Source organism: Pseudomonas sp. S07E 245, from assembly GCF_019599025.1.
Lineage (GTDB): Bacteria > Pseudomonadota > Gammaproteobacteria > Pseudomonadales > Pseudomonadaceae > Aquipseudomonas > Aquipseudomonas shirazensis.
The window spans coordinates 3,074,308-3,091,195 of the sequence record NZ_CP080625.1 but is presented as its reverse complement, the minus strand read 5'-3'; the positions used below and the strand labels follow the sequence as shown (position 1 = coordinate 3,091,195).

General features: G+C 60.3%; 17 protein-coding genes. 4 read left to right on the top strand and 13 right to left on the bottom strand.

Annotated elements, in window-relative coordinates; all coding sequences use genetic code 11:
- Window positions 1-43: 43 nt before the first annotated feature.
- The 8 genes from K3F44_RS14255 to K3F44_RS14220 all read right to left on the bottom strand — a co-directional run bounded on the left by K3F44_RS14255 (window position 44) and on the right by K3F44_RS14220 (window position 8,632).
- Window positions 44-778 carry an amino acid ABC transporter ATP-binding protein gene (locus K3F44_RS14255; protein ID WP_101321855.1) on the bottom strand — a complete coding sequence of 245 codons (735 nt, stop codon included), beginning with the start codon at window positions 776-778 and terminating at the stop codon, window positions 44-46.
- The gene (locus K3F44_RS14250) at window positions 775-1,446 is read right to left on the bottom strand and encodes an amino acid ABC transporter permease (protein WP_101321854.1); all 672 of its coding nucleotides are present in this window, start codon (window positions 1,444-1,446) and stop codon (window positions 775-777) included. The genes K3F44_RS14255 and K3F44_RS14250 overlap by 4 nt, the downstream gene beginning before the upstream one ends.
- Entirely contained in the window at window positions 1,446-2,192 is a 747-nt protein-coding gene (locus K3F44_RS14245; RefSeq protein ID WP_101321853.1) for an amino acid ABC transporter permease, read from the bottom strand. Before K3F44_RS14245 ends, K3F44_RS14250 begins: the two co-directional genes overlap by 1 nt.
- 97 nt (window positions 2,193-2,289) lie before the next feature.
- The gene (locus tag K3F44_RS14240) at window positions 2,290-3,204 is read right to left on the bottom strand and encodes a glutamate/aspartate ABC transporter substrate-binding protein (protein ID WP_101321852.1); all 915 of its coding nucleotides are present in this window, start codon (window positions 3,202-3,204) and stop codon (window positions 2,290-2,292) included.
- A gap of 391 nt (window positions 3,205-3,595) precedes the next feature.
- A complete protein-coding gene (gene glpD, locus K3F44_RS14235) occupies window positions 3,596-5,134 on the bottom strand; it encodes a glycerol-3-phosphate dehydrogenase (RefSeq protein ID WP_150570568.1) in 1,539 nt (512 codons plus the stop codon).
- A gap of 175 nt (window positions 5,135-5,309) precedes the next feature.
- The gene (gene glpR, locus K3F44_RS14230; protein WP_101321849.1) at window positions 5,310-6,065 is read right to left on the bottom strand and encodes a DNA-binding transcriptional repressor GlpR; all 756 of its coding nucleotides are present in this window, start codon (window positions 6,063-6,065) and stop codon (window positions 5,310-5,312) included.
- A 147-nt stretch (window positions 6,066-6,212) separates the two neighbouring features.
- The gene (gene glpK, locus K3F44_RS14225) at window positions 6,213-7,712 is read right to left on the bottom strand and encodes a glycerol kinase GlpK (RefSeq protein ID WP_181107674.1); all 1,500 of its coding nucleotides are present in this window, start codon (window positions 7,710-7,712) and stop codon (window positions 6,213-6,215) included.
- 68 nt (window positions 7,713-7,780) lie between these two features.
- Entirely contained in the window at window positions 7,781-8,632 is an 852-nt protein-coding gene (locus K3F44_RS14220) for an MIP/aquaporin family protein (protein ID WP_220632457.1), read from the bottom strand.
- A gap of 304 nt (window positions 8,633-8,936) precedes the next feature.
- On the opposite strand from K3F44_RS14220, the gene ybaK reads away from it, so the two are divergent.
- Window positions 8,937-9,407: a Cys-tRNA(Pro) deacylase gene (gene ybaK / locus K3F44_RS14215; RefSeq protein ID WP_101321846.1), complete on the top strand. Its 471-nt coding sequence runs from the start codon at window positions 8,937-8,939 to the stop codon at window positions 9,405-9,407.
- Window positions 9,408-9,456: 49 nt separating this feature from the next.
- On the opposite strand, the gene K3F44_RS14210 is transcribed toward ybaK, so the two are convergent.
- The gene (locus K3F44_RS14210) at window positions 9,457-10,566 is read right to left on the bottom strand and encodes an ABC transporter ATP-binding protein (protein WP_220632456.1); all 1,110 of its coding nucleotides are present in this window, start codon (window positions 10,564-10,566) and stop codon (window positions 9,457-9,459) included.
- On the bottom strand, window positions 10,563-11,483 hold the full coding sequence (gene argF / locus K3F44_RS14205; protein ID WP_101321844.1) for an ornithine carbamoyltransferase: 921 nt from the start codon (window positions 11,481-11,483) through the stop codon (window positions 10,563-10,565). Before argF ends, K3F44_RS14210 begins: the two co-directional genes overlap by 4 nt.
- Window positions 11,484-11,843: 360 nt before the next feature.
- Here argF and K3F44_RS14200 point away from each other — a divergent pair, with 360 nt between their 5' ends.
- Both K3F44_RS14200 and grxD read left to right on the top strand, forming a co-directional pair.
- Window positions 11,844-13,952: a molybdopterin oxidoreductase family protein gene (locus K3F44_RS14200; RefSeq protein WP_150570566.1), complete on the top strand. Its 2,109-nt coding sequence runs from the start codon at window positions 11,844-11,846 to the stop codon at window positions 13,950-13,952.
- 108 nt (window positions 13,953-14,060) lie between these two features.
- On the top strand, window positions 14,061-14,399 hold the full coding sequence (gene grxD / locus K3F44_RS14195) for a Grx4 family monothiol glutaredoxin (RefSeq protein WP_101321842.1): 339 nt from the start codon (window positions 14,061-14,063) through the stop codon (window positions 14,397-14,399).
- 89 nt (window positions 14,400-14,488) lie between these two features.
- On the opposite strand, the gene bfr is transcribed toward grxD, so the two are convergent.
- Complete coding sequence (gene bfr, locus K3F44_RS14190) at window positions 14,489-14,962, bottom strand: bacterioferritin (RefSeq protein ID WP_103438360.1); 474 nt, start codon at window positions 14,960-14,962, stop codon at window positions 14,489-14,491.
- Between the two features lie 202 nt (window positions 14,963-15,164).
- Entirely contained in the window at window positions 15,165-15,386 is a 222-nt protein-coding gene (locus tag K3F44_RS14185; RefSeq protein ID WP_101321840.1) for a bacterioferritin-associated ferredoxin, read from the bottom strand.
- Window positions 15,387-15,596: 210 nt separating this feature from the next.
- Here K3F44_RS14185 and K3F44_RS14180 point away from each other — a divergent pair, with 210 nt between their 5' ends.
- A complete protein-coding gene (locus K3F44_RS14180; protein WP_101321839.1) occupies window positions 15,597-16,199 on the top strand; it encodes a peroxiredoxin in 603 nt (200 codons plus the stop codon).
- Window positions 16,200-16,285: 86 nt separating this feature from the next.
- On the opposite strand, the gene rnt is transcribed toward K3F44_RS14180, so the two are convergent.
- Entirely contained in the window at window positions 16,286-16,888 is a 603-nt protein-coding gene (gene rnt, locus K3F44_RS14175; RefSeq protein ID WP_189691781.1) for a ribonuclease T, read from the bottom strand.

The following is a 16,888-nucleotide window of genomic DNA, read 5'->3' as shown; positions in this document are numbered from 1 at the left end:
CCCCCAGCCCGGATCGGACCGAACCAGGGGCGCTGCAGCCGGCTTAGTGTTGCAGAATTTTACTGAGGAAGTGCTGAGTGCGCTGGTCGCGGGCGGTCTGATCACCGAAGAATTCGTCTTTGGTGCAGTCTTCGACGATGTTGCCCTTGTCCATGAAGATAACCCGATCGGCCACTTTGCGAGCAAAGCCCATCTCGTGGGTCACGCACATCATGGTCATGCCTTCGTGGGCAAGCTGGACCATTACGTCGAGCACTTCGCTGACCATTTCCGGGTCAAGTGCCGAGGTTGGTTCGTCGAACAGCATGACGATCGGGTCCATCGACAGGGCGCGGGCAATCGCCACACGTTGCTGCTGACCGCCGGAGAGCTGGCCAGGGTGCTTGTGGGCGTGGGCTGACAGGCCAACGCGCTCAAGCAGGGCCAGGCCTTTCTTGGTGGCTTCTTCCTTGCTGCGGCCAAGCACCTTGATCTGCGCGATGGTCAGGTTCTCGGTAATGGTCAGGTGCGGGAACAGCTCGAAGTGCTGGAACACCATGCCGACTCGCGAGCGCAGCTTGGGCAGGTTGGTCTTCGGGTCGGAGATCGAGGTGCCATCGACGACGATGTCGCCTTTCTGGAACGGCTCCAGCGCATTGACGCACTTGATCAGGGTCGACTTGCCCGAACCGGAAGGCCCGCAGACCACGACCACTTCACCCTTTTTGACATCGGTGGTGCAGTCGGTGAGCACCTGGAAGTCGCCGTACCACTTGTTGACGTTCTTGATGGAAATCATACGGTGATCCTTTTTTGCAGGCGCTTGACCAGCCATGAAGCGGAGAAGCTGATAATGAAGTAGACGAGACCGGCGAAGAGCAGGAATTCATTCGCGCGGCCGACAATGTCGCCACTGGCACGGGCCGAGTTGAGGAAGTCGACCAGGCCCACGGTGTAAACCAGCGAAGTGTCCTGGAACAGGATGATGCTCTGCTGCAACAGCAGTGGGGTCATCTTGCGAAACGCCTGCGGCAGGATGATCAGGCGCATGGTCTGGCCATAGGTCATGCCCAGCGCCTGGGCAGCGCCCATCTGGCCTTTGGCAATCGACTGCACACCGGCGCGGACGATTTCGCAGAAGTATGCCGCTTCGAACATCATGAAGGCCACGACGCACGAGGTGAACGCACCGATTGGTGTGTCTTCGCCGGTGATCCAGCGCAGCACGAACGGCACTGCCAGGTAGAACCAGGTGATCACCAGCAGCAGCGGGATCGAGCGGAAGTAGTTGACGTAAGCGCCCGCAATATTTGCCATCAGCTTGCTCGATGACAACCGCATCAGCGCCAGCACGGTGCCCAGGGCAATACCGCCGACCACACCCATGACCATCAGTTGCAGGGTCATCAGCATGCCGTTCCACAGGCCCGGCAGCGCGGGGATGATGTCCGAGAAGTCCAGTTCCATCACTTGCCTCCTACGGAAATCAGGCCAGGTACGGCCACTTTCTTCTCGACCATGCGCATCAGCAGCATCAGGCCCATGTTCAGGGTGAAGTAGATCAAGGTGGCCAGGGTGAAGGCCTCAAACAGGTTGGCCGAGAATTCAGCGGTCTGTTTGGTTTGCGCCAACAGCTCCATCAGGCCGATCAATGAGGCGACCGAGGAGTTCTTGAAGACGTTGAGAAATTCAGAGGTAAGCGGCGGAATGATGATCCGGTACGCTTGCGGCAGCAGTACGTTGCGATAGATCTGGGCCAGGCTGAAGCCCATTGCCCGAGCGGCAGATTCCTGCCCGCGTGGCAGTGCCTGGATACCGGTACGCACCTGTTCGCAGACTCGCGCTGCGGTGAACAGGCCAAGGCAGATGATCACACTGATCAATGCCGAGGTAGTCGGGTTGAGGTCTTGCTTGAACCATTCCTGCAAGCCTTCGGGCAACAGGTCAGGGATCAGGAAGTACCAGATGAACAGCTGCACCAGCAGCGGCACGTTGCGGAACAATTCGACGTAGGCGGTAGCGATCCCTGATACCAGCCTGTTCGGTACGGTGCGCATGACGCCGAGCAGCGAGCCCAGCAGCAAGGCAATGATCCAGGCGCAGATGGCAATGGCGATGGTCCAGCCCAGGCCGGTGATGTACCAGTCCAGGTAAGTTTCGCTGCCGACGCCAGTGGACTTGAAGAACACGCCCCAGTCCCAGTTGTAATTCATCGGGATTTCCCCTCGGATCGTTGTTTCACGGGCACCTTCGAACATCCAAGGGCGCGAGCGCCCTCGGATGAAAGGTTAGACACTAACTAGCTGCGGGTCAGGACTTCTTTTCGTCTGCCGCTTTATCGGTAGGATTGGCAATCAGCTCTTTCAGCTCATCGCTCATCGGGAAGTTCAGGTTCAGGCCTTTTGGTGGGACTGGCTGGGTGAACCATTTGTCGTAGATCTTGTTGATCTCGCCCGACTTGTACAGCGCAACGATCGCGTCATCGACGGCTTTCTTGAACGGTGCATCACCCTTGCGCACCATGCAGCCGTAGATTTCGTAGGATTGCGGGGTGCCGGTCACGGCCCAGAGGTTTGGATTCTTGGCCTTGGCCATTTCACCGGCGAGCAGCGCGTCATCCATCATGAAGGCGACTGCACGGCCGGATTCGAGCATCTGGAAGGCTTCGCCGTGATCCTTCGCGGAAATCACGTTCATGCCCATCTGCTTGTCGGCGTTCATTGCCTTGAGGATGCGTTCGGAAGTGGTACCCGCGGTGGTCACCACGTTCTTGCCTTTCAGGTCAGCGAAATCCTTATAGGAGGAATCTTTCTTCGACAGCAGACGGGTGCCCACCTCGAAGATGCCTACCGAGAAGTCTACCTGCTGCTGGCGCTCGACGTTGTTGGTGGTCGAGCCACACTCGACATCGACGGTGCCGTTCTGCACCAGCGGGATACGGGTCTGGGAAGTAACCAGGTTGTACCTGGCTTTCAGGTCCGGCTTGTTGAGCTCTTTTTTCAGGTGCTCGACGATGGCCAGTTGAATGTCGTGAGAGTAGCCGACCGGTTTGCCCGAGGCATCGGCAATGTAGGAAAACGGAATGGAACCGTCGCGGTGGCCCAGGGTGATGGTGCCCGAGTCATTGATCTTCTTCAGGGTGCCGGTCAGCTCTGCAGCCATGGCCGGCGAAGCGATAACAGCGGCCGCGATAGCGGCGCCCAGCAATTGACGAACGATACGCATCAAATTTTCCTCGACATGTTTGTTTTTTTTATGGAGCCGTTGGCGGACTCTTCGTTCCACGAATACTGCTAAAAGCAGTGCATTCGGCTACCAAGTGTAGAGCATGACTCGTGCCAAGCCCTGTAATTGATCATAACGTCCCGAAAAGCCTGGGTATTAATCTTTTGTGATGCGAGATTTTCCCGAGGCTACCGACGGGTTACCGAATGAGTAAGGCGAGGCTGTTCGGAAATCCGAATGGAGCGGATATTGAGAATCCTGATGGGATGAGAGCGCAGACTGGAGCAGATCAGTGCACAGGAGCGTGCATACGAGGGGTAAGGGCAACAGGCGTGGATACAGCGGGCAGCCACTTTGAGGAGTGGCTACCCGACCGCAGGTACCTGCCGACTCAGGCGGCGTCTGATTGGCCCGAGGTCGGCCTGGCCTGCTGCAGGTAATTCACCAATGCTTGCTGTTCGACGGCGTTGATGAACAGGCCCAACTTGGTGCGCCGCCAGAGGATGTCGTCGGCACTGACGGCCCACTCTTGTGCGCGCAGGTAATCAATTTCGCAGCCGAACAACCCGCCGCCGATCGCCTTGCCGAGATCTTCCGGGCCATGTACGGCTTCGAGCAGGCGCCAGACACGGTCGCCATAGGTCACTGCCCAGCGCCTGGCGATATCTACCGCCAGCCACGGGTGGCGGACGCGGAGCGCGTCGACCAGTGCTTGCACTGTTGTCATGTTCTCGCCGCCCGGCAATGTCGCCGACGCGGTCCAGCTGGAGCCCATCTGGCTAAAGAACGGTTTCAGTTCGGCCATGGCGGATTCGGCCAGCTTGCGGTAGGTGGTGAGCTTGCCACCAAACACCGACAGCAGCGGTGCCTGGCCGTGGTCGGCAGACAGGGCCAGGGTGTAGTCGCGGGTGACCGCTGAAGGGTTGTCGGACTCATCGTTGCACAATGGCCGCACACCGGAATAGGTGTGCAGGATATCGGCGCGGCCGAGCTGCTGTTTGAAATGCTGGTTGACCACATTCAGCAGGTAATCGGTCTCTGCCTCACTGATGCTGACCTGGGACGGGTCGCCGCTCCACTCCCGGTCAGTTGTGCCGATCAGAGTGAAGCGCTCCAGATACGGAATTGCAAAGACGATGCGCTGGTCTTCGTTCTGCAGAATGTAGGCATGCTCGCCTTCGTACATGCGTGGCACGATGATATGGCTGCCTTGGATCAAGCGGATGCCATACGGCGCATCGAGCTTTAGGTCATCCTTGATAAAGCTGGCGACCCATGGGCCGGCCGCATTGACCAGCGCCCGGGTGTGGATGGTCTGTTGGCTGCCATCGGCATGCTGCAACAGCACCTGCCAGATACCGTCGACGCGTTCGGCCCGCAGGCAACGGGTACGGGTCGCGATCTGCGCGCCATGTTCGCGGGCGGCCATCGCATTGACCACTACCAGGCGCGCATCGTCGACGGCGCAGTCGGCATATTCGAAACCGCGGCTGATCGAAGCCTGCAATGGGCTGTTCGGGCCAAAGCGCAGGCTGCGCGAGGCGCCCAGGCGCTTGCGTTTGCCGAGGTGATCATAGAGGAACAGACCGGCGCGGATCATCCACGCCGGGCGCAGGTGCGGCCGATGGGGCAACACGAAACGCATCGGTTTGACGATATGCGGTGCTTTCGCCAGGAGCACTTCACGCTCGGCCAGTGCTTCGCGGACCAGGCGGAATTCGTAGTGCTCGAGGTAACGCAGGCCGCCGTGGATCAGCTTGCTGCTGGCCGAGGAGGTGTGTTGCGCCAGGTCGTCCTTTTCACAAAGAAACACCTTGAGGCCGCGCCCGGCAGCGTCAGCGGCAATGCCCACACCATTGATACCGCCGCCAATCACGGCAACATCGTAGCAATCGGCAGGGACGGGCTGGGAGGAAACGGGCTGGGACACGGGCAAGGCCTCCTGAGGCTGATACCATCGAAAATGAACATCGATGTTCGTTTGCGAAAATACTAGCGCAACAGTCAAGCATTCGCCAGCGAGTCTTCATAGAAAACTTCAATAGGCGCGGCGAAATGAACAATAGCGAACATGGCGCGGCGCTCAGTGCGACGCCGCGCGCAGGTCACACCACTTCCAGGCGGACCTTGTTGTCGTTGAGCAGTTGGTTCAAGGCCGGCGAGGGCGGCTGATCGGTCACCAGGCAATCGACCAGATTGATCGACCCGAGCCGAACCATCGCGTTGCGCCCGTACTTACTCGAGTCGGCAGCGAGGATGACCTGCCGCGCATTGGCAATGATCGCCTGGGAAACACGCACTTCCTGATAATCGAAATCCAGCAGGCTGCCGTCTTCATCGATGCCGCTGATGCCGACCAGGGCGAAATCGACCTTGAACTGGCTGATGAAGTCGACACTGGCCTGGCCGACCACGCCGCCGTCACGGCGCACCGTGCCGCCAGCGACCAGCACTTCGAAGTCATCCTTGGCACTGAGGATCGACGCGACGTGCAGGTTGTTGGTAATGACCTTGAGGTGATTGTGATTGAGCAGGGCGCGGGCAATCGACTCGGTGGTGGTGCCGATGTTGATGAATACCGAGGCATGGTCCGGGATCTGCCGGGCCACGGCTTCGGCGATGCGCTGTTTCTCGTCGCGCATCTGGTCGGCGCGCATGGCGTAGGCGGTGTTTTCGATGCTCGAGTCATACGCCGCGCCGCCATGGTAGCGCCGCAGCAGGTTGCTCTCGGCAAGCTGGTTGATATCGCGGCGAATGGTTTGCGGGGTAACGACGAACAGCTGGGCCATTTCTTCGATACTGACGTAGCCGCGTTCGCGCACCAGTTCGAGGATTTGTTGTTGGCGCGGGGGCAGATTCATGGGCGGTCCTTGGGGGCTGCCGGACAAATGCTGCAATGATGCCGTAGGAAAGGGATGACAGCCAGTGCGCACAGTACAAACAAGTCGGTCGCCATGTGCTGAACATGGCGACCGAAGCGGGCAGGGCCTGAAACGCTACAGTTTCAATCAGGCCTCGTGATCTTCCCAGTCACGGGTACGCTCGACCGCTTTCTGCCAGCCGGCATAGAGCTTCTCTTTCTGCGCTTCATCCAGCTGCGGGCTGAACTCGCGCTCGATGATAGCCTTGTCGCGCAGCTCATCCAGGCTGCTCCAGAAGCCGCTGGCCAGTCCGGCCAGGTAGGCAGCGCCGAGGGCGGTGGTTTCGCGCATCTTTGGCCGCTCGACACAGCTGCCGAGGATGTCGGCCTGGAACTGCATGAGGAAGTTGTTGGCCACCGCGCCGCCATCCACGCGCAGTTCGCTCAGGCGCTGGCCGCAGTCCTGCTGCATGGCATCGAGGACGTCGCGGGTCTGGTAGGCGATCGACTCCAGTGCGGCGCGGATGATGTGATCGACCTTGACCCCGCGGGTCAGGCCGAACAGTGCGCCGCGTGCATACGGGTCCCAGTAGGGCGCGCCCAGCCCGGTGAAGGCCGGCACCAGATAGACACCGTTGCTGTCCTTGACCTTGCTGGCGAAGTACTCGGTGTCGAGCGCATCATTGACGATCTTCAGTTCATCGCGCAGCCACTGCACGGTCGAGCCGCCGTTGAACACTGCGCCTTCCAGCGCGTAGGCGACTTCGCCACGGGGGCCGCAAGCGATGGTGGTGAGCAGGCCGTGGGAGGAGCTGACCGCCTTGTCGCCGGTGTTCATCAGCAGGAAGCAGCCGGTGCCATAGGTGTTCTTGGCCTGGCCTGGCTCGACGCACATCTGGCCGAACAGCGCCGATTGCTGGTCGCCGGCGATACCGGCGATGTCGATGCCGCTCTTGGTCTGGCCATACACCTCGGAGGAGCCGCGCACCTCTGGCAGCATCTGGCGTGGCACACCGAGCAGCTCGAGCATCTTTTCATCCCACTGCAACGTGTGGATGTTGAACATCAAGGTACGCGAGGCGTTGGTGTAGTCGGTGACATGTACCTTGCCGCCGGTGAATTTCCAGATCAGCCAGGTATCGATGGTGCCGAACAGCAGTTCGCCGCGCTCGGCGCGCTCGCGGACACCTTCGACGTTGTCCAGGATCCACTTCAGCTTGGTCCCGGAGAAGTACGGGTCGGTGACCAGGCCGGTGGTTTCGCGGATGTAGTCTTCATGGCCATCGCGCTTGAGCTGGGCACAGATCTCGGTACTGCGCCGGCACTGCCAGACGATGGCGTTGTACACCGGGCGGCCGCTTTCCTTGTCCCACACCACCGTGGTTTCACGTTGGTTGGTGATGCCGATGGCGGCGACCTGGGCGTGGCTGATGCTGGCCTGGGCCAGGGCCTCGACCATGGTCGCGCTCTGGGTGGCGAAGATTTCCATCGGGTCGTGCTCGACCCAGCCAGCCTGCGGATAATGCTGGACGAACTCACGCTGGGAGGTGCCCACCACGTTTGCGTCACGGTCGAAGATGATCGCTCGCGAACTGGTGGTGCCCTGGTCCAGGGCGATGATGTAGTTCTTGTCCTGGGTGTCTGTCATGTCAGTGGCCTTGCACAAAATAGGGGGAGGCCAGGCGCTGTGCCTGGCTGTCGGCAGCGGCTCTCCGGTCAGGAGGCCCGCGCATCGCTCTGGGAATTATCGTCTGTTTGCCTGAGTGCAACCTGCGCGGTGGGCAAGTTGCGGGCGATCAGGCCACGGTAGGCGGCGGCGCCCAGGCATGCACCCACAATGGGCGCGAATATCGGAATCAGGAAATACGGAATGTCACGTCCGCCAGTGAAGGCGATATCACCCCAGCCTGCCAGGAACGTCATCAGCTTTGGACCAAAATCTCGGGCAGGGTTCATCGCAAAGCCGGTCAGCGGGCCCATGGCGCTGCCAATCACCGCGATCAGCAAGCCGATCAGCAGCGGTGCCATGGCTCCGCGCGGCAGGCCATTGTTGTCGTCGGTCAAGGCCATGATCACTGCCATCAGGATCGCGGTGATGATCATTTCAACCAGAAACGCCTGGCCGATCGACAGCGCCGGGTGCGCATAGGTGGAAAACACCGACGCCAGCTCCAGGCTGGCCTGGCTGCCGCGGACCATGGCGTGGGATTGTTCATAATCGAAGAACAGCGTGCTGTACAGGCTGTACACCAGCGCGGCGGCACAGAAGGCGCCAGCTACCTGGGCGAGGATGTAGGACGGCAGTTTGCGCTTTTCGAAACCGGCGAACAGGCTCAGGGCGATGCTCACTGCCGGGTTCAGATGGGCGCCGGATACACCGGCAGTGAGGTAGATCGCCATGCTCACGCCGACCCCCCAGATAATGCTGATTTCCCACAGGCCGAAGCTGGCGCCCGCGACCTTGAGCGCGGCGACGCAACCGGTGCCGAAAAATATCAGTAGCGCAGTGCCGAAAAACTCGGCCATGCATTGGCCCCGAAGGGTGGGTTCGCGTAGTGCAGTCGTCATGTATGACCTCGGTTCTTGTTGTTGTGAGGCGCTGAGCGCTCGACAGCAAGGCCCAGAGTCGATCCCCATTGACCCCGGGCGGATAAGCGAAAGCGCACTTTAAGAGTGCACCATTTATTCAGAAACGAAAAAATATAGGCAAGAAACGCTCATGTCAAAGGTCGAAAGTGAACGGTCAGCCACAATTTGACCCGCGGCGAGGTCTCTGACTATTCCGACAGCATCTGGCAATTTACCGACCAGCTGGCTGGCTCGCGGCTTTTCACCTAAAGTAGCCGCCGAACTTCTCTGCTCGGAGCCCCGCATGACCCCCGCTCTCGACCTGCTGAAAAAAGCCCGCGCTGAACACCGCGTGCACAGTTACGAACATGATCCGAAGTCGGCCTCGTATGGCCTGGAAGCCGCTGAAAAGCTCGGCATCGATCCTGTGCAGGTGTTCAAGACGCTGCTCGCCAGCAGTGAAAAGGGCGAGTTGTTGGTGGCCGTAGTGCCGGTGGTGGGCACGCTCGACCTGAAGGCTCTGGCCCACGCGGCGGGGGTCAAGAAGTGTGAAATGGCTGACCCCGCAGCGGCGCAGCGGGCCACGGGGTATCTGGTCGGCGGGATCAGCCCACTGGGGCAAAAGAAGCGCCTGCGCACCTTTATCGATCAATCAGCGCAGCAGTTCGCAACCATTCACGTAAGTGCTGGCCGGCGCGGACTTGAGGTCGAATTGGCTGCTGCGGTATTGGCCGAGCATACCCAAGGGAAATTTGCCGAGATCGGCCGGGGCTGAGAAGCCGGGTGATGCTGCCGTCACCCGTTATCGTGTCCCAAGCCGTGTCTCAGTTCGCCGAGCTGTAACGGCGAACGCCGTTTTCCTGACGAGCGTGCTGGGTGGCGACGCTGCCCGGCACCGGGAACAGCACGAGGTGATCGGCCTTCACTGCAATGCCGACGTCCTGGCCGACCTGATGATCGATGTGGCTGGCGAAGATCGCTTCTAGCTGGCTGCCGGTCGCCAGCTGCAGGCGATACAACGTTGAGGCACCGAGGAAGCTCTTGCCAACCACGCTGGCGCGCAGGGGGCTGTCTGGCGCATGGACGATGTCGTCCGGGCGCAGCAACACGTCAACCGAACTGCCAACGGCCATGGTGTAGGCGCGATTGCCACGCAGCTCGCCGAGCTCGGTGGTCACCGCTTCATGGCTGCTCATCTGCCCACGAATGAAATAGCCCTGCCCGATGAAGCTGGCCACAAACGGCGTCTGCGGTTCGTGATACAGGTTGTAGGGGGTATCCCACTGCTCCAGCCGACCTTCTTTGAACACGCCGACATGATCGCTGACGGCAAACGCCTCTTCCTGATCATGCGTGACCAGAATGGCGCTGGTGCCACGGCTTTTGAGGATGTCGCGCACCTCATGGCTGAGGCGCCTGCGCAGTTCCACGTCAAGGTTGGAGAACGGCTCGTCGAGCAACAGCAGTTGCGGCTCCGGCGCCAGTGCTCGGGCCAGGGCGACGCGCTGTTGCTGGCCGCCGGACAGCTCGTGCGGGTAACGCCCACCGAGCCCGACGAGCTTGACCAGCTCGAGCATCTCTTCAACCACAGCTGCCTGGCGCGGGTGCTTGCTGATGCCGAAGGCAATGTTTTGCGCGACGGTCAGGTGCGGAAACAGCGCGTAGTCCTGGAACACCATGCCGATCCGGCGCTTCTCTGGTGACAGGGTAAAACCCGCCCGCGAGATGACTTCGCCAGCGAGCTGGATTTCACCGTCGTGCACCGGCTCGAAGCCGGCAATCGCCCGCAGCGTGGTGGTCTTGCCGCAACCCGATGACCCGAGTAGACAACCGATGTCGCCTGCGTTGAGGTGCAGATTGAGGTCCTGGACGATGCGCTGGTCGCCATAGCCGCAGGCGAGGTTGCGCAGGTTGAGCAATAACGGATGACTCATGCGTGGTGGTAAGCCGGTTCGACAAGAAATTCGAGAAGGGCCTTTTGTGCATGCAGGCGGTTTTCAGCTTGGTCCCAGGCGACCGAACGTGGGTCGTCGAGCAGGTCCAGGCTGATTTCCTCGCCACGGTGGGCGGGCAGGCAGTGCATGAACAAGGCGTCGGGTGCAGCCAGGTCGAGCAGTTCGCGGGTGACCTGATACGGTGCGAAATGCGCCAGGCGCCGTGCAGTTTCCTCTTCCTGGCCCATGGAAGTCCAGACATCGGTGGTAACCAGGTGCGCGCCGGCAATCGCTTGCTTGGGGTCGCGCACGATCTGCACCCGCTCACCGGCAAGGGCGAGGAAGCGTGGATCAGGCTCGTAGCCTTCCGGGCAGGCGATGCGCAGCTGGAAGTCGAACTGCTGGGCGGCTTCGATGTAGGAGTTGCACATGTTGTAGCCGTCGCCGATCCAGGCCACGGTCTTGCCCTGGATCGAGCCACGGTGTTCGAGGAAGGTCTGCATGTCGGCCAGCAGCTGGCACGGGTGCGACTCATCGGACAGGGCGTTGATCACCGGCACCCGCGAGTTGGCCGCAAATTCGGTGAGGATGCTGTGGTGGTGGGTACGGATCATCACCGCATCGAGCATGCGCGACATGACGATGGCGCTGTCGGCGATCGGTTCACCACGGCCCAGCTGAGTGTCGCGCGGCGACAGGAAGATCGCCTGGCCACCAAGCTGGATCATGCCGGCTTCGAACGACAGGCGGGTCCGGGTCGAGGCTTTCTCGAAGATCATCCCCAGTACCCGGTTCTTCAGTGGCTCGAACAGCACGCCGCGGTTACGCAGGTCCTTCAGCTCGATGCCGCGACGGATCACGCCGAGCAATTCGTCAGCAGTGAAATCCATCAGGGAGAGAAAGTGCCTAGCGCTCATGATTGACTACCTTAATTGCAACGGTTCGCAGGCCAGCGTTGGCTTTAATTGACAACGGGAGGGACCTGCGGCGTAAGCCGCACGGAGCGGACGAAATAGGGAAAGGCGCAATACTATAATTAAATGTCGCGTGAAACAAAGGGGGTTCACCGTGCGCCTGTATCAACGGATGTCCTAAGCCTATGGCCCGGCGCCGTTTTTATTCATTACAGAGGTTTTACACGGCGGGTGAGGGGCTTGGCAAACCTGCTGTCGTTAATCGCCTGCCTGATGGCGCAAGATTCAGCCGGCGAAGTGCGCTGGCGAGCGCTCTCAGCCCGGCCCATAGTGGCTGCTTCCCTTGAGCGGAGCGAGTCGACCATGGCCACCACTGTGCATCATCGCGCGTGTCACCTGTGCGAGGCCATCTGTGGCCTGAATATCGAGATCGACCAGCCTGTCGGCGCGGCTGCGCGCATCGTCTCGATCAAAGGCGATCCGCTCGATACGTTCAGCCGCGGCCATATTTGCCCCAAGGCTGTCGCGTTGGAGGATATACAGGACGATCCGGATCGCCTCCGACAACCTCTGCAACGGGTTGGCGAGCGCTGGCAGCCGATCGCCTGGGAGACTGCATTCGAACTGGCTGCAGAGAAACTCTGGAGCATTCAGCAGGCGCACGGGCGCAACGCGGTGGCGGTGTATCAGGGCAACCCCAGCGTGCACAACTACGGGTTGATGACCCACAGCAACTACTTCCTTGGCCTGCTAAAGACCCGCAACCGCTTTTCGGCAACCTCGGTGGACCAGCTTCCGCAGCACCTGACCAGCCATTTGATGTATGGCCACGGCCTGTTGCTGCCGATCCCGGACATCGATCACACCGACTTCATGCTGATTCTGGGCGGCAATCCGCTGGCCTCCAATGGCAGCATCATGACCGTACCGGACGTGCACAAGCGCCTCAAAGCACTGCACGCCCGCGGCGGGCAACTGGTGGTGATCGATCCGCGCCGCAGCGAAACGGCCGCCATTGCCGATCAGCACCTGTTCATTCGCCCGGGCACTGACGCTGCATTGTTGTGTGGCTTGCTCAATACCCTGTTTGCAGAGGATCTGGCCAAGAGCTCGCACCTGCCGGTCAATGGCCTGGAGCAGGTCCGCGCAGCGATTGCGCCGTTCGATGTTGAGCGCATGAGCGCAGTATGCGGGGTGCCTGCCGAGCAGATTCGGCAACTGGCGCGGGATTTCGCTGCAGCCGAACGGGCGGTCTGTTATGGCCGCATGGGCGTCTCGACCCAGGCCTTCGGCAGCCTTTGCCATTGGCTGATCCAGCTGATCAATCTGGTGACCGGCAATCTTGATCGGGTCGGTGGGGCGTTGTGCACCGAGCCTGCGGTGGATCTGGTCGCTACAACCTCAGGCGGCCATTTCAATGCCTGGCAGAGCCGCGTCTCCGGGTTGCCGGAATACGCCGGCGAGCTACCCGTGGCCGCTTTGGCCGAGGAGATGCTCGTGCCCGGTGCTGACCAGGTACGGGCGCTGATCACCGTGGCGGGCAATCCGGTACTGTCGACGCCCAATGGCCGTCAACTGGACCAGGCCTTGGGCGGCCTTGAGTTCATGCTCAGCATCGACCTGTACCTCAACGAAACCACGCGCCACGCTGACCTGATCTTGCCGTCGACCACGGCACTGGAAAACGACCACTACGACACCACCTTCAACCTGCTGGCGGTGCGCAATGTCACCCGTTTCAATCGGGCAGTGCTGGCCAAGCCTGCCGGTGCGCTGCACGACTGGGAGATATTCGTTGGTCTGGCCAAGGCGTTCGCCAGGCGTGCGCAGAAGGAACTGAAGCCGACCATGCCCCCGGCGCAGATGATCGACCTGGCGTTGCGCCACGGCCGCTATGGCCAGGCGTCGCCGTGGGCGTTGTCACTGGACGCCCTGGATCAGCATCCACACGGCCTGGACCTGGGGCCCTTGCGCGCCAACCTGGCAGCACGCCTGGCTACCCCCGGCAAAGTGGTCGAGGCAGCGCCGACGCAACTGCTTGAAGACTTGCAGCGCCTTGCCAGACAGGCCCCGGCAGCGCCGGACGAGCTGCTGTTGATCGGTCGCCGGCACGTGCGCAGCAACAATTCGTGGATGCATAACTTTCATCGGCTGGTAAAAGGCAAGCCGCGCCATCAGTTGCTGATGCATCCCGATGATATGCAGCAGCGTCAGTTGAGTGATGGCCAGCGCGTGAGCATTCAATCGCGCACGGGTGTGGTCGAGGTGGACGTGCAGGCCAGCAGCGAGATCATGCCCGGCGTGGTCAGCCTGCCCCATGGCTTCGGCCATCGCCGCCAGGGCGCGCAATTGCAGATCGCCGCTGAGCAGCCAGGGGTCAGTGCCAATGATCTTACCGACGAGCTGCAGCGTGACGCCGTGTCGGGTAATGCAGCGTTGAATGGTGTGCCGGTGCGGGTCGCGGCCGTTTGAACGCGCACTGCTGATCCGACCGCGTGCAGGTCGACCCACGGCCGGGCTTTCCGATACAATGGCTGACCGTGCCGACCATCGAGTCGGAAAGTTCAGACGAGGTGCTTCATGGATATCATCGAAACAATCAAAGAGCAGATTGCCAACAACACCATTCTGCTTTACATGAAAGGCTCGCCGAACGCGCCTCAGTGCGGCTTCTCGTCCAAGGCGGCCCAGGCTGTCATGGGCTGTGGCGAGAAATTCGCCTATGTCGACATCCTGCAGAACCCGGAAATCCGCGCCAACCTGCCCAAGTACGCCAACTGGCCGACCTTCCCACAGCTGTGGGTTGCCGGTGAACTGGTCGGCGGCAGCGACATCATGATCGAGATGTTCGAGAACGGTGAGCTGCAAAAGCTGGTCAAGGAAGCGGCTGCCAATGCTGCCAAGGCTTCCGAAGCCTGATTGACCTTGCTGGGCAAGCAGCCAAAGTTGTTTGCCCAGGCATGAAAAAGCCCCGCACTTGGCGGGGCTTTTTCGTATGGGCTTGAGCGTTACTCTTCGCCCATCTGCGACTGCAGGTAGTTCTCGATGCTGATCTTGTCGATCAGGCTCAGCTGGGTTTCCAGCCAGTCGATGTGCTCTTCCTTGGATTCAAGGATGTCTTCCAGCATTTCCCGCGAGCCGAAGTCGCCAGAAGTTTCGCAGTGCGCAATAGCTGCCTTGAGATCGATCAGACCGCTTTGCTCGATCTTCAGGTCGCATTCCAGCATCTCTTTGGAGTGCTCGCCGATCAGCAGCTTACCCAGGTCCTGCACGTTAGGCAGGCCTTCGAGGAACAGGATGCGCTTGATCAGCTTGTCTGCGTCCTTCATCGCCTCGATGGACTCTTTGTACTCGCGCTTGCCCAGGGCGTTGAGGCCCCAGTCTTCATACATACGCGCGTGCAGGAAGTACTGGTTGATAGCGACCAGCTCGTTCCCGAGGATCTTGTTGAGATGCTGGATGACGCTGACGTCGCCTTTCATGTCCGTATTCCTGCCGTGTTGAGTGTGTCAATACCCGAAGTCTGAGCCGGACAACTTCCAGTGTCAAACCTAAGTTGTTGAATAATAAATGAAATTTAATCGGAATAAGAATGTTTGTGAACCGCGTTGGCACGCTAACTTATTGAATTAAAGGCATAAAAAAACCGGACACAAGGTCCGGTTCTTCAAAATACGGGGGAAATCAGACTGCATTAAATTCGACGGGGTAGGGCAGGGCGGGCTGCTGGCTGACCTGGAGGTCGGTCAACGTCTCACGCACCACCTGCTTGGCAAGGCACGCGCACTTGCCACATTGGCTCGCCACGTTGGTGGCCGCCCGGACTTCCTTGTAGCTACAGCATCCCTCGTAGATCGCATCGCGAATCTGTCCGTCGGTGACGCCGACACAAAGACACACATACATAGAGGCTGACCATCGTCGTTGAGTCGATGCGTTGGAGAGTAATAGTAATGAGAATGCTTGTCAAAGCGGTTTCTGAAACTAAATGCGCAAGGGCGACCGGCGGTTGGATTCGGCCTGTCACCTTAACCTGTGTATGATGGTCAGCCTTTGCTGGATGCTTGGCGGGTTTGCCGCCGGGCAACGTTTTTTCACCTTCATCAGGAGATAACGATGAGCGTACTCGTTGGTAAACAAGCCCCCGACTTCACCGTTCCAGCTGTGCTGGGCAACGGCGAAATCGTCGACAGCTTCAACCTCGCTTCGGCGATCAAGGGCAAGTACGGCCTGGTATTCTTCTACCCGCTGGACTTCACCTTCGTCTGCCCGTCCGAGCTGATCGCGTTGGACAACCGCATTCCGGACTTCGCTGCGCGCAACGTCGAAGTGATCGGCGTGTCGATCGACTCGCACTTCACTCACAACGCCTGGCGTAACACCCCGGTCAACAACGGCGGCATCGGCCAGGTCAAGTACACCCTGGCGGCTGACATCACCCACGAAATCTGCAAGGCCTACGACGTTGAGTCCGAAGGCGGCGTAGCCTTCCGTGGCGCCTTCCTGATCGACCTGAACGGCGTTGTCCGCTCGCAGATCATCAACGACCTGCCGCTGGGCCGTAACATGGATGAGCTGCTGCGTCTGGTTGACGCTCTGCAATTCCACGAAGAGCACGGCGAAGTCTGCCCTGCCAACTGGAAAAAAGGCGACAAGGGCATGAACGCTTCGCCAGAAGGCGTTGCTGCCTACCTGAGCGAGAATGCCGGCAAGCTGTAATCGCCACGCATAAAAAAACCGGCCCTGGTGGCCGGTTTTTTTATATCCGCTGCGCGTCTCGGGACGCAGCAGCGGTAAGCTGATCATCAATCGCGCCAGCCGCCCAGATCCTTCCAGCGGTTGACGATGCCGCAGAACAGCTCGGCAGTCTTCTCGGTGTCATAACGCGCCGAATGCGCCTCACGGCCGTCGAAATCGATGTCGGCGCTCTGGCATGCTCGCGCCAGTACGGTCTGCCCGTAGGCGAGCCCGGCCAGGGTAGCAGTGTCGAAGCTGGAGAACGGGTGGAACGGATTGCGCTTGAGGTCATTGCGCGCAACCGCAGCATTGAGGAAGCCCAGGTCAAAGCTGCTGTTGTGGCCGACCAGGATCGCCCGCTTGCAGCCGTTGGACTTGAGCGACTTGCGAACGCTGCGGAAGATTTCGGTCAGCGCGCTCTCTTCACTCACTGCCATGCGCAGTGGGTGGTCAAGCTTGATCCCGGTGAACTCCAGTGCCGCCGCCTCGATGTTGGCGCCTTCAAACGGCTCGACGCGGAAGAAGTGCGTGTGCTCAGGGAACAGGAAACCCTTCTCGTCCATGCCGATGGTGACCGCAGCGATCTCCAGCAGGGCATCGGTAGCGCTGTTGAAGCCACCGGTCTCGACATCGATAACAACCGGCAGGTAACCGCGGAAGCGCTCGGCCAT

What these genes read in the sequence shown, in the direction of transcription:
- K3F44_RS14255 (WP_101321855.1), bottom strand. Translation starts at nt 778, where the DNA reads ATGATTTCCATCAAGAACGTCAACAAGTGGTACGGCGACTTCCAGGTG.
- K3F44_RS14250 (WP_101321854.1), bottom strand. Translation starts at nt 1,446, where the DNA reads ATGGAACTGGACTTCTCGGACATCATCCCCGCGCTGCCGGGCCTGTGG.
- K3F44_RS14245 (WP_101321853.1), bottom strand. Translation starts at nt 2,192, where the DNA reads ATGAATTACAACTGGGACTGGGGCGTGTTCTTCAAGTCCACTGGCGTC.
- K3F44_RS14240 (WP_101321852.1), bottom strand. Translation starts at nt 3,204, where the DNA reads ATGCGTATCGTTCGTCAATTGCTGGGCGCCGCTATCGCGGCCGCTGTT.
- glpR (WP_101321849.1), bottom strand. Translation starts at nt 6,065, where the DNA reads ATGAATCTGCCCCCGCGCCAACAACAAATCCTCGAACTGGTGCGCGAA.
- glpK (WP_181107674.1), bottom strand. Translation starts at nt 7,712, where the DNA reads ATGACAGACACCCAGGACAAGAACTACATCATCGCCCTGGACCAGGGC.
- K3F44_RS14220 (WP_220632457.1), bottom strand. Translation starts at nt 8,632, where the DNA reads ATGACGACTGCACTACGCGAACCCACCCTTCGGGGCCAATGCATGGCC.
- ybaK (WP_101321846.1), top strand. Translation starts at nt 8,937, where the DNA reads ATGACCCCCGCTCTCGACCTGCTGAAAAAAGCCCGCGCTGAACACCGC.
- K3F44_RS14210 (WP_220632456.1), bottom strand. Translation starts at nt 10,566, where the DNA reads ATGAGTCATCCGTTATTGCTCAACCTGCGCAACCTCGCCTGCGGCTAT.
- argF (WP_101321844.1), bottom strand. Translation starts at nt 11,483, where the DNA reads ATGAGCGCTAGGCACTTTCTCTCCCTGATGGATTTCACTGCTGACGAA.
- K3F44_RS14200 (WP_150570566.1), top strand. Translation starts at nt 11,844, where the DNA reads ATGGCCACCACTGTGCATCATCGCGCGTGTCACCTGTGCGAGGCCATC.
- grxD (WP_101321842.1), top strand. Translation starts at nt 14,061, where the DNA reads ATGGATATCATCGAAACAATCAAAGAGCAGATTGCCAACAACACCATT.
- bfr (WP_103438360.1), bottom strand. Translation starts at nt 14,962, where the DNA reads ATGAAAGGCGACGTCAGCGTCATCCAGCATCTCAACAAGATCCTCGGG.
- K3F44_RS14185 (WP_101321840.1), bottom strand. Translation starts at nt 15,386, where the DNA reads ATGTATGTGTGTCTTTGTGTCGGCGTCACCGACGGACAGATTCGCGAT.
- K3F44_RS14180 (WP_101321839.1), top strand. Translation starts at nt 15,597, where the DNA reads ATGAGCGTACTCGTTGGTAAACAAGCCCCCGACTTCACCGTTCCAGCT.
- rnt (WP_189691781.1), bottom strand. Translation starts at nt 16,888, where the DNA reads ATGGCCGAGCGCTTCCGCGGTTACCTGCCGGTTGTTATCGATGTCGAG.